The sequence below is a fragment of the Nonomuraea sp. B19D2 genome (genome assembly GCF_040137845.1).
GTDB lineage: Bacteria > Actinomycetota > Actinomycetes > Streptosporangiales > Streptosporangiaceae > Nonomuraea.
Genome location: NZ_JBEFAK010000005.1, coordinates 195,293 through 209,898 on the forward strand (window position 1 = coordinate 195,293; position 14,606 = coordinate 209,898).

Sequence of the window (14,606 nt, forward strand, 5' to 3'; positions counted from 1 at the left end):
TCGTACTCACCATCAATTGACATCGTGTCCAATTGGGGGCTCCATGGCCTACCGCACCGTCCTCGTCGGCACCGACGGCTCGGCCTCCTCCTTCCGCGCCGTCTCCGCGGCGGCGTCCCTGGCCGCGGCGACCGGCGCCACCCTCGTGCTGGCCTGCGCGTACCTGCCCATGCGAGAGAGCGAGCGCGCCGTGGCCGCCGAACGGCTGGGCGAGCTGGCGTACAAGGTGAGCGGCTCCACGCCCGCCGACGACGCCCTGCGCGCGGCGCGCGGGCACGCCGCGGCGGCGGGCGCCGCCGACATCGTGCTAGCGGCCGAGCAGGGCGACGCCGTGGACGTGCTCGTCTCGCTGGCCGCCAGGCACCGCGCCGACCTGCTCGTGGTGGGCAACCGCGGGCTCAACAGCCTGGCGGGGCGGCTGCTCGGGTCCGTGCCGTCCGCCGTCTCCCACCGCGCCTCGTGCGACGTGCTGATCGTCCACACCACGGACGGCGGCCGCTGACCGCGCCCCCGGGCTTCCCCTCCCCCTGTTGAGGCTCCCCTCCCTCTTTTGTTGAGGCTCCCCTCCCTCTTTTGAGGCGCCCGCGCCCGCGCACGCGCGCGAGGAGGCGCACGGGGTACTCACCCCGCGACGCGGACGCGGGCCGGCCGGCGGGTGTGCCGGGGCCTTCGCCGGGGGACGAAGGCGGCACGGCGAATGCGCGGTTCGCGCGTGCGCCGGCAAGACGAGGCCCGGGTTCACAGGGAGATCGGTGACGCTGACTCCCCCCGACCGCATAGGCTAAGCGGGACGGTGAAGAGAGGAGGCGACACGTGATAGAGCTCGAAGGGCTCCCCGAGCTCGTTGACCCGGTGCTCATAGCCGCGTTCGAGGGGTGGAACGACGCGGGCGAGGCTTCCAGCGGTGTGATCGCCCATCTCGAGTCGGCCTGGAAGGCCGAGCCGCTGATCGCCCTCGACCCCGACGACTACTACGACTTCCAGGTGACCCGGCCCGTGGTGGAGACGGGCGATGGGCTGACGCGGTCCATCGTGTGGCCGACGACGCGGCTGCTGCGCGCCCGCCCGCCGGGGCTGGAGCGCGACGTCGTGCTGCTGCGCGGCATCGAGCCCAACATGCGCTGGCGCTCGTTCTGCGCCGACATCATCGAGATCTGCCGCGAGCTGGGCGTGGAGCTGGCCGTGATGCTGGGCGCGCTGCTCAACGACTCACCGCACACCCGGCCCGTGCCCATCCTCGGGGGTGCGACGGACGCGGCGCTCGCCCGCTCGACGAACCTCGAGCTGAGCCGCTACGAGGGCCCGACGGGGATCGTCGGGGTGCTGCAGCACGCGTTCGGCGAGGCGGGGCTCGACGCCATCTCGCTGTGGGCGTCGGTGCCGCACTACGTCGCCCAGCCGCCCAACCCGAAGGCGACGCTCGCGCTGCTGCGCCGCCTGGAGGACGTGCTGGAGATCCCGATGCCCCTGGGCGACCTCGACGAGGAGGCCCGGGCGTGGGAGCGCGGCGTCGACGAGCTGGCCTCCCAGGACAGCGAGGTGGCCGACTACGTCAAGGAGCTGGAGGAGCGCAAGGACGCCGCCGAGCTGCCCGAGGCCAGCGGCGACGCGATCGCGGCCGAGTTCGAGCGTTACCTGCGGCGCAGGGACCGGGACACTGACAGCTAACCCTCAGAAATAGAAACCGCCATTTTTTCGGGATTTCGAGTAATAATCAGGGCCTACAAGATGCGTCCCAAGTTGGGACTCCTGATTCCGACGAGAAGTCCTGAAAACCTCGGCTTCGCGCCGTGATGCCTGCTCAACCGACCGCGCACGTTAGGCACGCCATGGCGACTTCCCATGTAGACCCGTACCAAAGAAGTCAGGACACCCGGCGCCGCGTTCTCGAGATGGCCGTCTCCCTCCGGGATGACCGGCCCGGCGGTTCCGTGGACTACTTCCTCGCACTGTTGCAGGACCGACTCCCGCTCTGGCTGAGCATTCTCCACGATCTTTCCCACCGCATCGGGAAAGGGTGTGTTGCGGACAATCTTCTCCCCATTGCGCGAGCAGGTATCGAGTACTACATCGACGTACAGAGCGCGGCACTGCCCGCCTTCACCTCGCCCACCGTGACGGTCCGCTTCCGCGAGGCCATCCGGGACACGGGCCTCGGGCCGAGCACCGAGGCGGCCCCGCTGGCCGCGTACCTGGCGGCCGAGAAGGAGCTCGGCCGGGTGGGCCCGGACGTGGACCCGGAGGCGAGCGCGCGACTGCTCATCGCGGGCTGCTTCCACCGGGCCTACATCGAGATGTTCATCGGCGGCGACGCGGGCCCGTCGCTCGACGCCAGCGCCGAGGAGATCGTGCGCGAGCTGCGACTGGAGCCCGTCCCCGCCTGACACCCTGCCCGCGACCCCCGTCGCGAGCCGTCGTTTCCCGAGCACACGCCTGGCTGCGCGCTTGCCAAAGGATTGAACACACGTTTAGCCTCCTAAACATGTGTTCAGCGCATTCGGACCTGACCGCGCAGGCCAAGATCCGCGACGCGGCCATCGCCCACTTCGCCCGCGACGGCTTCCAGAAGACGAACCTGCGGGCCGTCGCCGCCACGGCGGGGGTGAGCGCCGGCCTGGTCATCCACCACTTCGGCAGCAAGGAGAAGCTCCGGAGCGTCTGCGACGACCACGTGCTGGGCGTGCTGGTCCGGCGCTCGCACGAGGCCGGGACGGCCGACCTGCTGCGCGAGTTCATGTCGAACCCGGAGGAGTACCACCTCCACGTGCGGTACATGGTCCGCGCGATCGAGGAGGACACGCCGGCCGCCGGCAGGTTGGTCGACACGCTGGTGGCCGAGTCGGAGTCGATCCTGCGCGCCGGCATGGCGGAGGGCTCCATCCGCCCGTACTCGGACGTGCGGGCGCTGGCCGTGCTCACCGTGCTGACCAGCCTGGCCACGCTGACCATGGCGCCGCCGCTGACCCGCGCGCTCGGGTTCGACGGCTTCGGCCCCGAGGTGCTGCGGCGGCTGGCGCTGCCGACGCTGGAGCTCTACACCCACGGCCTGTACGCGGACGACGCTCCGCTGAAGGCGGCCAGGGCCGCCTTGGAGGCCTCACAAGAGAAAAGGGATGAATGACGATGGCAGTCGCGATTCCGACCCTCACGCCGCTGCAGGAGACCCTGTGGCTGACGCTGTGCGGCAGGGCCCTCGACAACCGCCTGCCCCACCCCATTCTGGGCGACGAGATGGCCGACGAGATCGTGCGGGCGGTCGACTACGACTACGAGAAGCTCCACATCCCCTCGGCCAGCGCCATCTTCATCGCGCACCGGGCCAAGAAGCTGGACGAGATCGCCCAGCGGTTCATCGCCCGCCACCCCGACGCGATCGGCCTCGACCTCGGGGCCGGCCTGGACAGCCGGGCGCTTCGCATCACCCCGCCGCCCACCGCCGACTGGCACGACGTCGACTTCCCCGAGGTCATCACCGCGCGGCAGCGGCTGCTGCCGGAGCGCGCCAGGCCCCACGACATCGGCGCCGACGTCCTCGACCCCGCGTGGCTGGAGGCCCTGCCCACCGACCGGCCCGCGGTGATCGTCGCCGACGGGCTGATCGCGTTCCTCTCAGAAGAAGAAATGAGCTCCCTGGTGGACCGCCTCATCGGCCACTTCCCCAGCGGAGAGATCGCCTTCAACGGCTACAGCAAGTTCGCCGTCTGGGCCCAGAAGCACGCCGCCGTCGGCAAGAACGTCGTGAACGTCGCCAAGTTCCCCGGCCTCGACGACCCCAGGGAGCCCGAACGCTGGAACCCCAGGCTGAAGCTCGTCAAGGAGATCCTGATGACGCGGGAGCCGGAGGTCGCCGAGTTCCCGACGGCCCTGCGCCTGCTGACCCGCCTGTCCGCGCCCAGCGCGGCCTTGTCGCGGAAAGGGAACGTGATTCTCCACTATCGCTTCTAGGGATAGACTGATCGTCAGTATCACTGATGATTTGTGGAGCTGACCATGATTCTGATCACCGGCGGGCTGGGCTTCATCGGCACGCACACCACCCGGGCCCTGCTCGACCTCGGCGAGTCCTGCCTGCTCGTCCAGCGCAGGCCAGCCGTGGTGCCCGAGACGTTCGCCGGCGAGCCCGTCGTCGTCGAGCAGGCCGACCTCACCGACGAGTCGTCGCTCCTGGAGCTCGGCAAGCGCCACGAGATCACCGGCATCGTGCACCTCGCCGGCTCGGTCCCGTGGCCGCCGGGCGCGTACCAGCCGCTGGAGGGCGCGGAGCAGGCCGTGCGCAGCCTGCTGAACGTGTTCCGCGCCGCGCGCGAGTGGCAGGTGGCGCGGGTCGGCGTGGCCAGCACGATCGGCGTGTACGGCGGCGTGCCCGGCGAGGGCGCGCTCAAGGAGGACGTGCCACTGCCGATGACGGCCGGCCATCCGATCCCGGCGTTCAAGAAGATCGGCGAGCTGCTCGGCGACCACCTCGCGGGAGCCATGGGCCTCGACGTGGTCAATTACCGCATCGCCGCCATCTGGGGCCCGCTCGGCCACACCCGGTCGCCGTTCTTCGCCGCGCCCCAGCTCGTGCACGCCGCCGCCCGGGGCGCCGAGCCCGACCTGTCCACACTGCGCGCCGGCGCGCACCTGGGCGACGGCATCGACATGTGTTACGTGAAGGACTGCGGCCGCGCGATCGCGCTGCTCCAGCTCGCCGACCGGCTGGCGCATCGCACGTACAACGTGGCCTCCGGGAGGCTGACGACCAACGGCGAGGTCGTCGCGGCGATCAGGAAGCTGGTCCCCGATGCCCGCGCCGACCTCCCCGAGGGCCGCGACCCCGCGGTGCCCGGCTGCTGGCTCGACACCACCCGGCTGCGCGAGGACACGGGGTACGAGCCCGCGTACGACACCGAGCGGGCGGTCGCCGACTACCTCACCTGGCTGCGCGCGGGTAACGAGCGCTGAGCCAGGCAGTCGCGCGCTGTACAGGACGCACTGCTCGGTGACCTGCCCGGCCAGCAGCACCGTGCGTACGTCCCGCTGTCTCAGCAGGTACTCCAGCGACGTCCCGTAGAACGCGCTGTGGCGCACCTTGCATGTCCATGACGACCATGGCGGTCCGCGGCATGCTCAGACCTGGAGCTGCTCGAGCTGCTCGGCGGTGGCCAGCTCGGCCGCGAACCACTCGATGGTGCGGCGCAGCCCCTCGTCCGCGGGCACCTGCGCCTGCCAGCCGAGCCGATCGGCCGCCAGCGCGGTGTCGGGGCGGCGGACCCGGGGATCGTCGGCCGGGCGGTCGATGAACTCGATCTCCGACGACGACCCGGCCAGGTCCCGGATCCTCGCGGCCAGCTCGAGCATGGTCAGCTCGGCCGGGTTGCCGATGTTGACGGGCCCGGCGAAGTCGCTGCGGGCCATGGCCAGGATCCCGGAGACGGTGTCCTCGACGTAGCAGATGGAGCGCGTCTGCGAGCCGTCGCCGGTGATCGTGATGGACTCGCCTCGCAACGACTGCCTGATGAACGTCGGGATCGCCCGGCCGTCGAACGGGCGCATGCGCGGCCCGTAGGTGTTGAAGATGCGCACGATCCCGGTGTCGGTGCCGCGGGAGTGCCGGTAGGCGGTGGTCAAGGACTCGGCGAAGCGCTTGGCCTCGTCGTAGACGCTGCGCGGGCCGACCGGGTTGACGTTGCCCCAGTACGTCTCGCGCTGCGGATGCTCGAGCGGATCGCCGTACACCTCGCTGGTGGAGGCCAGGATGAACCTGGCACCCTTCTCCCTGGCCAGCCCGAGCGCGTGCAGCGTGCCGACGCTGCCGACCCGCAGGGTCTCGATCGGGTAGCGCAGGTAGTCGGCCGGCGAGGCGGCCGAGGCGAAGTGCAGGACGAGATCCAGCCGGTCCGGCACGTGCACGTACCCGGTCAGGTCGCACTCGATGATCCGGAACTCGGGCCGGTCGATCAGGTGCTCGACGTTGCGCGGGCCGCCGGTGAGGAAGCTGTCCATGCAGATGACCTCCGCACCCTCCTCCAGCAGCCGCTCGCACAGGTAGGAGCCGAGGAACCCGGCGCCCCCGGTGACCAGAGCCCTCATGACGTGACCTCCAAGACAGCGTCGACGACTTCGGAAACCTCGATCTTCAGCAGGCCGGGGTCGGGCCGTTGCCCGTGCGGATCCCCGTTCCTGCCCGCCCACAGCGCCACATGGCGCCAGCCGGGCGGCGGCCCCCACAGAGCGGGTGACACCGGCCCGAACAGCACCACCGACGGCACGCAGAACGCCGTCGCCAGGTGCGCGACGCCGGTGTCCCCGCAGACCACCAGCCGCGCCCTGCTCACCAGGTCGATCAGGTCGGCCAGCCCGGTGCGCCCGGCCAGCATCCGCTCCGGCGGCAGCCCCGCCAGCTCGGCGACCTTCCTGGCCAGCGGCACCTCCTTGGCGTTCCCCGTGACGACCACGTCTTCGAGTGCCACCGCCACCTCGGCGAACCGCTCGGGCGGCCAGCGCCGCGCGGGATAGGCGGCGCCCGGATGCACGATCGCGGGCCCCGTACGGTCGGAGATGCCGAGCGTCAGGTCCGCGGGGTCGGCGGGGATGCCGTGCCACTCCAGCAGCCCGCACCAGCGCCGCACCTCGTGCACGCCCTCCGGATACGGCGGCCCCGTGCCGAAGCTGATCAACCGGCCCGGGTCCGTGCGCCGCAGCGCCTCGATGCTCTGCGGCCCCTTGCCGTGCAGGTTCACCGCGATGTCGGGCCGCTCGAACGGCACGGGTCCCGGGCCCGACACATCGACCTGGTCGTCCACGGCGGCGGTCAGCGGCAGCAGGGCCGCCAGCGCCCGCGGCGCGGCCAGCGTGATCCGGTGCCGGGGAAAGGCCTGGCGCAGCGCCCGCAGCGCGGGCACGGCCGTGAGCAGGTCGCCCAGGCCGAGCCCGCGCAGCGCGAGGAGTTCTAGGGCCATGACGTCTCCGTGGACGGGCAGACGACGAGCTCTCTCACCTCGCATCCGGCCGGCTGCCGCAGCGCGAAGACCACGGTCTGGGCGACGTCGGCCGGATCGTTCAGCCCGGCCTCCGGGCCCGGTTTGTACTGTTCCGGCCGGCCGTCGAAGAAGGCCGTGCGCATGCCACCCGGGACGAGCAGCGTCACGCCGACCTCGCCGCGCAACTCGACGGCGAGGGCCCTGGTGAAGCCGACGACGCCGAACTTCGACGCCGAGTAAGCCGAGGCGTCGCTGAGCGGCCGCAGCCCGAGCGTGGACGCGCAGGTGACGATCTTGCCGCGGGTGTGCTTGAGGTACGGCAGCGCCGCCCGCACGACCGAGGCCGTGCCGAGCAGGTTCACCCGGATGACCCGCTCCCAGTCGTCGGCGGCCACGTCCTCCAGCCGCCCGCAGGCGTCGATGCCCGCGGCCGTCACCACGCCGTCCAGCCCGCCGGCCCGCTCGGCCAGCTCGCGTACCGCCCGCTCGGCCTCCCCTCTGTCGGCCAGGTCGGCTGTGACGTGCTCGAAGTGCTGGCCGGGCGGGCGCTTGTCGACGACCAGCGCCCGCCAGCCCTCCTTCTCCACGGCTTCGGCGGTGGCCAGGCCCAGCCCGGAGGCTCCCCCGGTGATCAATATGTTCATTGGATCTCCCTGATCAGATTCGTTGTCGAACGTCCCGGCAGCGTGCTCAGCACGACGATCTCCGCGCCGAGCGCGGCCAGGACCTTGGACTCGGGCAGCACTTCCCCCTCGTAGTCGCCGCCCTTCACCCACACGTCGGGACGTAGCAGTTCGATGGCGCGCGCCGGGGTGTCCTCGTCGAACACCAGCACCGCGTCCACGCAGCCCAGCGCCCGCAGCACCTCGACCCGGTCGCGCACGTCCACGATCGGCCTGGACGGGCCCTTCAGCCTGCGCACCGACGTGTCGGAGTTGACGCAGACGACGAGCGCGTCGCCGAGCGCCCTGGCCCGCCGCAGCAGGCTCACGTGCCCGGCGTGCAGCAGGTCGAAGCAGCCGCCGGTGGCGATCAGGCGGCCGCCGTACGCGCGGGTGAGCCTGGCCACCTCCACCGCCGTGCGCGGCCGGTCGCCGAGCCGCTGCTCCTGGACCTTCACGCCGGCGGACCCGCCGCGCTCCACGAAGCGCGACGCCTCGCCGACGCCGATGATGACCGCCTCCTGGATGCCGCTGCCGTCGCGCAGCGCGAGCGCGGCGGCGGAGGCGAGCCGGTCGCCGGCGCCGCACGCGTCCCGGTTGCCGGCCAGGACCGGCGGCGGGACCTGGGTGAGCGGGCCGCCCTTGACGGCCAGCGCGGCCCCGCGCTCGCCGGTCGTGACGGCCACCGCCCCGGCCTGCAGCTCCCGCACCAGGCAGCGGGCCGCCTGGTCGGGGCCGTGGTAGCCGGACCGGCACAGCACCTTGGCCTCCGCCTCGCTCGGCGTGAGCAGCGCACACCCGGGCATGGGCTGCGCGCCTTTGGGGTGCGGGTCCCACACCACCGGCACGCCGGTGTCGCGCAGCAGCTCGCGGGCCATCCTGGCCACGCCCCTGCCGTAGTCGGAGACCAGCACCGCGCCCGCCTGCCTGACGGCCCGCACGGCCTCCTCCGTGGGGGCGTACCTGGCCGTGCCGTCGCCGGAGTCCAGGCGGAGGAGGGTCTGGCCGCGTGCCCTGACCCTGGTCTTGCGCACGGTGCCGCCGCGCAGCGGCAGGCGTACCAGGTCGACCTCCTCCGACAGCAGGCCGCACAGGCGGCGGCCGTCGGGGTCGTCGCCGATCGCGGTGATCAGCACGACGTCCGCGCCGTCGCGGGCGGCCAGCAGCGCCGCCAGCCCGGCACCGCCGGGACGGGCCTGCTCGGTGGAGACGTCCACCACCGGGACCGGCGCCTCCGGGCATAGCCGCTCGGCGTCGCCCTCGACGTCCACGTCCAGCAGCGTGTCCCCGATGACGACGAGCGGGCCCGTGGTGGGCGCCGTCACAGTGCCTCCTCGACCGCGTCGCACAGCAGGTGGATCAGGGCGAGGTGCACCTCCTGCACCGTCGCCGTCTCCTCCCCCGGCACGGCGACCGCCTCGTCGCACAGGTCGGCCAGCGGGTTCGGCGCGAGCCCGGTCATGGCCCAGGCGAGGATGCCGCTCTCCTGCGCCGCCCTGGCCGCGGCCAGCACGTTCGGGCTGGTGCCGCTGGTGGACAGGCACAGCAGCACGTCGCCGGGCCTGCCGTGGGCGCGCACCTGGCGGGCGTAGACCTGCTCGGCGCCGAAGTCGTTGGCGATGGCCGTCAGCGACGAGCCGTCGGCGTGCAGCGGGATCGCCGCGTACGGCTGCCTGTCCTCCCTGAACCTGCCGACCAGCTCGGCCGTCAGGTGCTGCGCCTCGGCGGCGGAGCCGCCGTTGCCGCAGGCCAGCAGCCTGCCCCCGGCGGACAGCACGCCGGCCAGTTTCCCGCCCCAGGCCCGGACGGTGACCGCCTGGTCATCGACCTTCTCCAGGGTCGTCCAGAGCTTTTCCAGATGTGCGTCCACGATCAACCCCCCAGAGCGGCCAGGCGGCATACCTTGCCGTCGATCACTTGCGTGTACACGGCCTCGGTCAGTTCGGCCACGCGCGGCCAGCCGTACCTCTCGCGGGCCCTGCGCGCCCCGGCCGCGCCGAGCGCCAGCCGCTTGTCCGGGTCGCCGAGCAGGTCGCGCAGCGCCCTGGCCAGGGCACGCGGGCGGCGCGGCGGCACCAGCACGCCGCAGCCGGCGACCGTGTCCAGGTGCCCGCCGACCGCCGAGGCCACGACCGGCACGCCGCACGCCATCGCCTCCACCGGCACCATGCCGAACGGCTCGTACCACGGCACCGTCACCACGACGTCGGCCGAGCGCATCAGCGCCGGGACGTGCTCGCGCGGCACGCTGCCGATCACGTGCACCCTGCGTTCGAGCCCGTACGCCTGCGCCAGCTCGCGCAGCCTGACCGCCTCGTCGTCGTCCTGGCTGCCGCCCGCGATCACCAGTTCGGCGCCGGAGACCTGGCGCAGCGCCCTGATCACGGTGTCCACGCCCTTGCGCGGCACCATCCTGCCGATGCAGAGGATCAGCCTGCCCGCGCTGCGCGGCGCCACCGGCCCCTCGGGGCAGAACGCCCGCAGGTCCACCCCGCACGGCACGACCGTGATGCGCTGCTCGGGGATGCCCATCGCGCGCAGCTCGTTCACCTCGTCGCCGCAGGTGGCCAGGACGGCGTCGGCGTGCTTGCCGATCTCGCACTCGGTGGGGATCCGGTGCTCGGGGCTGGTGTCCGCGTCGCCCTGCCAGCGCCGCTTGACCGTGCCGAGGGCGTGGAACGTCTGCACCACCGGCACCCCTTCTGCGGCCTGCAGCGCGGCCTGCCCGCTCATCCAGAAGTGCGCGTGCGCGACGTCCGGCGGGCTCGCGGCCCACCGGTCGGCCAGGCGCTCGGTGAACTCCGTCATGTACGGGGGCAGCTCGTCTTTGGGGATAGGGGCCGGGGGGCCTGCCGGGACGTACTCGACCGTGACGCCGGGCGCCATGGTCACCGACTCGGGCTGCCGCTCGGATGAGCGCCGGGTGTGGACGACGATCGTGTGCCCGCGGCCGGCCAGCGCGAGCGCCAGCGCGGCGACGTGGACGTTCTGGCCGCCCGCGTCGACCCCGCCGATCGCCGCCAGCGGATCCGCGTGCTCCGAGATGAGATCGACCTTCACTGAACCAGCTCCCTCACTGCCTTGACCACCTGCTCACTTGTCACGTGGGACAGGCACGGGTGTCCGGGTACCGGGCAGATGCGCGCCCTGCTTCCGCGGCAGGGCGCCTCTTGGTCGCCGAGCAGCACCGCGGGCACCCCGTACGGGGCCCACCGCACTGCGGGAACGACGGGGGCGAACAGGCTCACGACCGGTGTCCCGACCGCCGCGGCCAGGTGCGCGGGGCCGGTGTTGCCCGCCACGAGCACGCCGGCACGCTCGATCACGGCGGCCAGTTGGGCGAAAGTGGTCACGCCGCCGAGGTCGGCCGCGAGGTCGCCGGCCACGTAGGCGGTGAGGTCACGTTCTGTGCCGGTCACGACGACCCGGTGCCCGTCCTCGACCAGCTCCCGCACGGTCTGCCGATGCCGGTCGGCCGGCCAGGTCCGCGCGGGGGCCGATGTCCCGGGGTGCACCACGACATACGCGCCTTTGCCGGCATCGGCGCCGACGCTGAGCAGGTGCCCTATTTCTCGGCCTATATCCGGCAATGGCCGCCGAACAGCGAGTTTGCCGTCATCACCCTTCGGCAGTTCGAAGCCCGCCGCCCTGGCGACCGCCAGCATCCGCTCTGCCTCCGGCACGTCGACGCTCTCGTCCACGACGTGCCGGACGTCCAGGAGCGAGCCGGGGTAGTCGTTGCTGATGGCGGTGATCCTGCGGACGCCCGCCAGCCGGAGCAGGAGCGCCAGCGGGAGCGCCGACTGGTGGAACGAGGTGAGGATCACCGCCTCGTCCACGTCTGTGAGCTTGGCGAGCAGGTCGGCGACCTGTCCTTTGCTGACGGGCGGCGGGGTGTGGTCGATCCACGGGGCCCGCCACTCGATGACCTGGTCCACGCCGGGCAGCAGTTCGGCGGCCTGCCTGCCGTTCGGCCCTGCCAGGAAGACGAGCTCGCGGGCCAGCGTGCGCACGGCCCTGACGGCCGGTCCGGCCAGCAGCACGTCGCCCACGTCGTCCAGCCGCGCCACCAGCACCCGGCCCCGGTCCTGGGCGTCCCGGCGCCGCTCCGGCTGGGCGGACGCCGTCGTGGCGGGCTCGCGCACGGCTTCGGCAGGCCCGCGCGTGGCGGCGCCCACCGTCCTGCACCGCCTCGGACCGCACAGCGTTCCCGGCATGCGACCGCTCATCGCCGCGCCCTCCATTCCCCCCGCAGCCGGTGCGCGCAGGCGACCGGCGGGATCACGACGCTGGTGACGACCATCCGCCACATCTCCCATGGGGTACGCGGCCCCGGCGCGATGCGCCGCCACGCGAACTCGGCGGTCATCGCGGCCCACGCGGCAACCGCCACCGCGGCCGGCACCCGTACCCCCGCCGCGCCGGAGCGCTCGCGGGTGCGGAGGGCGGCGGCCGCGGCCAGGGTCATTGCGGCGAGACCGGCGGCCGTGGTGGCCGTGTGGACGCGCAGGCGGCCGCGCCCGCCGCCGACGGCGGTGCGCCAGCCGGGCCCGTGCAGGCGGCGCATGAGCGCGTCGTCGGCGTTGCCCCGCTGGAAGCGCACGCTCGCCCAGAAGCCGTCCGCGCGCACCGGATGCGTCGTCACCCTGGAGCCCCTGACGAGCCGGTGCCCCGCCCGCGACACGCGCAGCGCCAGGTCGGCGTCCTCCCGGTACGCCCGGGGGAAGCGCTCGTCGAACCCCCCGACCGACTCCAGCACCGCCCGCCGGTAGGCCATGTCCGCGGTCGCCCACAGCGCGCCGGCGAGCCCGGCGGTGTTCCGCTCGGCGTCGGTTGGCCGCCGGTCGGCCGGCCGCGGCACCTCGATGCGCCCCTGGCTGCCGGCCACGTCGTCGGGCAGGTCGACCAGGTCCTTCCAGACCGCCTCGGCCCATCCGGGCGACGGGACCACGTCGTCGTCCAGGAACACGACCCACGACGTCTGCGCGGCCCGCCACCCGGCGTTGCGCGCCGCCGCGGGCCCGCGCCCGCCGGACCGGACGATCTGTACGGGTCCTTGGTGATCGGGCAGGGACAGGTCGGCGGCAGGCGTGTCGTCGACCACGATCACCGGCATGCCGGAGCCGAGGCCCGCCAGCGTGTCGCGCAGCGTGGGCCGTCCGACGGTGGGGATCACCACGGTGATCACGCCGCGAACACCTCCCCGCGCCGCACCAGGTACGGCCCCAGGGCGAGCACGTCCACCGGCGCGGACCCGAAGCACTCCAGCGCGTCACGGGGATCGTCGACCATGGGCCGCCCGGCGGTGTTGAGGCTCGTGTTGACCACCACGGGCAGCCCCGTGCGCGCCTCGAACTCGCTCAGCACCCGCGCCATCAGCGGCTGGGCGCCGGGCGAGACGGTCTGGATGCGCGCGGTCCCGTCCACGTGCACCACCGCCGGGATGCGCGGCGCCCAGTCCGGGTGCACGTCGTGGACGAACAGCATGTACGGCGAGGGCACCGGCCCACGCCCGAAGATCTCGGCGGCCCGCGACTCCAGCACCATCGGCGCGACGGGCCTGAACTGCTCGCGCCCCTTGACGTCGTTCAGCCGCTCGGTGTTGTGCGCGTGCCCGGGATGGGCAAGCAGCGACCGCTGCCCGAGCGCCCGCGGCCCGTACTCCGACCGTCCCTGGAACCAGGCCACGATCTTGTCGGCGGCCAGTTCGGCGGCCACCGCGGCGGCCAGGTCGGCGGGGCGGGTGTGCGGCACGCGGGCCACGTCCAGCCAGGCGCCCAGTTCCTCGTCGGTGAAGCCGCGCCCGAGCGCCGCGCCCGGCATCGGCCCGGCCGGCTCGCCGTGGACCTGCGCGAGATGGAGCGCTCCACCCAGCGCGGTGCCCGAGTCGCCGGCCGCCGGTTGCACCCACACCTCGTCGAACGGCCCCTCGTCCAGGAGCCGCGTGTTGGCCACGCAGTTCAGCGCCACGCCGCCGGCCAGCGCGAGCCGCCGCTCGCCGGTGCGCTCGTGCAGCCAGCGCACCAGCTCCAGCAGCACCTCCTCCAGCCGGACCTGCACGCTGGCGGCCAGGTCGGCATGGTCGGAGGTCCAGGTCGCGCCCTTGCGCAGCGCCTTGGCGTAGCCGTTCCAGTCGACCGGGTGCACGCGGAACCCGCCGTCCCCGGTCGTGTAGATCACCTCGCGCAGCGCCTCCAGGTGCCGCGGGCGGCCGTACGAGGCCATCGCCATGACCTTGTACTCGTCGCTGGAGCGCAGGAAGCCCAGGTGCTCGGTGACGTCCTCGTACATCAGGCCGAGCGAGTGCGGCAGCTCCTGGGTGGCCAGCACCTCCAGCTCGCCGCCCCGGTAGCGGCCCGCCAGGTGCGAGACGTTCTCGCCCCGCCCGTCGCACACCAGCACCGCGCAGTCCCGCCACGGCGAGGCCAGCCCCGCCGACGCGGCGTGCGCCACGTGGTGCGGCACGTACGTGACCTGGCCGGGGTCCAGCCCGGGCAGCGCCGTGGCCAGGAACGCCGGGGCGCGCACGGCGTACTTCGTGCGCAGGTCCTCCCAGGCGCCCTCCGGCCGCTGCACGACCAGCGTCGGGTCGTAGGAGTAGGCGACGGCGTCGATGTCCTCTGGGGAGAGCCCGGCCTCGCGCAGGCACCAGGCGGCGGCCAGCTCGGGCAGCTCCCACGCGGAGAACGCCAGCGGCCGCTTGCCGTGTTTGCGGCGGCTGAAGCGTTCCTCCTCCGCCGCGGCCACGATCCTCCCGTCGGCCACCAGGGCGGCGGCCGGGTCATGGAAGATCGCGTTGATGCCGAGAAACCTCATCTTTCCTCCCCCAGAAGATGTCGAGAACCGCTACCGAGAGAAGCGACGCCCAAACATTCCCCAGGCCCAGGAGGTGCGAAAACAGGCGTAACCGCCTGGGATTCGTCACTCTGAGTAGTTGTTTGCCGGGGCAGGCCCCGGGTAGCTGGCGGACACGCGACGGAGG

15 protein-coding genes and 1 pseudogene are annotated in these 14,606 nt (G+C 72.9%); 6 read left to right on the top strand and 10 right to left on the bottom strand.

Going from position 1 to position 14,606, the window contains the following annotated elements; translation table 11 throughout:
• The first annotated feature begins 43 nt into the window (after positions 1-43).
• From ABN273_RS12155 to ABN273_RS12180, 6 genes are all read left to right on the top strand, one after another.
• Entirely contained in the window at positions 44-502 is a 459-nt protein-coding gene (locus ABN273_RS12155; RefSeq protein WP_349448817.1) for a universal stress protein, read from the top strand.
• Positions 503-813: 311 nt separating this feature from the next.
• Positions 814-1,668 carry a PAC2 family protein gene (locus tag ABN273_RS12160; protein WP_349448818.1) on the top strand — a complete coding sequence of 285 codons (855 nt, stop codon included), beginning with the start codon at positions 814-816 and terminating at the stop codon, positions 1,666-1,668.
• 224 nt (positions 1,669-1,892) lie between these two features.
• Positions 1,893-2,384, top strand: a complete 492-nt coding sequence (locus ABN273_RS12165) for a hypothetical protein (RefSeq protein WP_349448819.1) — start codon at positions 1,893-1,895, stop codon at positions 2,382-2,384.
• A gap of 98 nt (positions 2,385-2,482) precedes the next feature.
• Positions 2,483-3,121, top strand: a complete 639-nt coding sequence (locus tag ABN273_RS12170; protein WP_349448821.1) for a TetR/AcrR family transcriptional regulator — start codon at positions 2,483-2,485, stop codon at positions 3,119-3,121.
• 2 nt (positions 3,122-3,123) lie between these two features.
• Positions 3,124-3,945, top strand: a complete 822-nt coding sequence (locus tag ABN273_RS12175; protein WP_349448822.1) for a class I SAM-dependent methyltransferase — start codon at positions 3,124-3,126, stop codon at positions 3,943-3,945.
• Between the two features lie 45 nt (positions 3,946-3,990).
• On the top strand, positions 3,991-4,944 hold the full coding sequence (locus ABN273_RS12180; RefSeq protein WP_349448823.1) for an NAD-dependent epimerase/dehydratase family protein: 954 nt from the start codon (positions 3,991-3,993) through the stop codon (positions 4,942-4,944).
• A gap of 21 nt (positions 4,945-4,965) precedes the next feature.
• On the opposite strand, the pseudogene ABN273_RS12185 reads toward ABN273_RS12180, so the two are convergent.
• From ABN273_RS12185 to ABN273_RS12230, 10 genes and pseudogenes are all read right to left on the bottom strand, one after another.
• Positions 4,966-5,070 (bottom strand): annotated as a pseudogene (locus ABN273_RS12185) (isochorismatase family protein); the annotation flags it as partial.
• 39 nt (positions 5,071-5,109) lie between these two features.
• Positions 5,110-6,072, bottom strand: coding sequence for a UDP-glucuronic acid decarboxylase family protein (locus ABN273_RS12190; protein ID WP_349448824.1), 963 nt, complete (start codon positions 6,070-6,072; stop codon positions 5,110-5,112).
• A complete protein-coding gene (locus ABN273_RS12195; protein WP_349448825.1) occupies positions 6,069-6,941 on the bottom strand; it encodes a glycosyltransferase family 9 protein in 873 nt (290 codons plus the stop codon). The genes ABN273_RS12190 and ABN273_RS12195 overlap by 4 nt, the downstream gene beginning before the upstream one ends.
• On the bottom strand, positions 6,932-7,606 hold the full coding sequence (locus ABN273_RS12200) for an SDR family oxidoreductase (RefSeq protein ID WP_349448826.1): 675 nt from the start codon (positions 7,604-7,606) through the stop codon (positions 6,932-6,934). The genes ABN273_RS12195 and ABN273_RS12200 overlap by 10 nt, the downstream gene beginning before the upstream one ends.
• Positions 7,603-8,949, bottom strand: a complete 1,347-nt coding sequence (locus tag ABN273_RS12205) for a PfkB family carbohydrate kinase (RefSeq protein ID WP_349448828.1) — start codon at positions 8,947-8,949, stop codon at positions 7,603-7,605. The genes ABN273_RS12200 and ABN273_RS12205 overlap by 4 nt, the downstream gene beginning before the upstream one ends.
• On the bottom strand, positions 8,946-9,494 hold the full coding sequence (locus tag ABN273_RS12210; protein ID WP_349448829.1) for a D-sedoheptulose-7-phosphate isomerase: 549 nt from the start codon (positions 9,492-9,494) through the stop codon (positions 8,946-8,948). Before ABN273_RS12210 ends, ABN273_RS12205 begins: the two co-directional genes overlap by 4 nt.
• 2 nt (positions 9,495-9,496) lie before the next feature.
• On the bottom strand, positions 9,497-10,684 hold the full coding sequence (locus ABN273_RS12215; protein ID WP_349448830.1) for a glycosyltransferase: 1,188 nt from the start codon (positions 10,682-10,684) through the stop codon (positions 9,497-9,499).
• Positions 10,681-11,853, bottom strand: coding sequence for a glycosyltransferase family 9 protein (locus ABN273_RS12220; RefSeq protein WP_349448831.1), 1,173 nt, complete (start codon positions 11,851-11,853; stop codon positions 10,681-10,683). Before ABN273_RS12220 ends, ABN273_RS12215 begins: the two co-directional genes overlap by 4 nt.
• Positions 11,850-12,812, bottom strand: a complete 963-nt coding sequence (locus ABN273_RS12225; RefSeq protein WP_349448832.1) for a glycosyltransferase family 2 protein — start codon at positions 12,810-12,812, stop codon at positions 11,850-11,852. The genes ABN273_RS12220 and ABN273_RS12225 overlap by 4 nt, the downstream gene beginning before the upstream one ends.
• On the bottom strand, positions 12,809-14,440 hold the full coding sequence (locus ABN273_RS12230) for a carbamoyltransferase family protein (RefSeq protein WP_349448833.1): 1,632 nt from the start codon (positions 14,438-14,440) through the stop codon (positions 12,809-12,811). Before ABN273_RS12230 ends, ABN273_RS12225 begins: the two co-directional genes overlap by 4 nt.
• Positions 14,441-14,606: the final 166 nt, after the last annotated feature.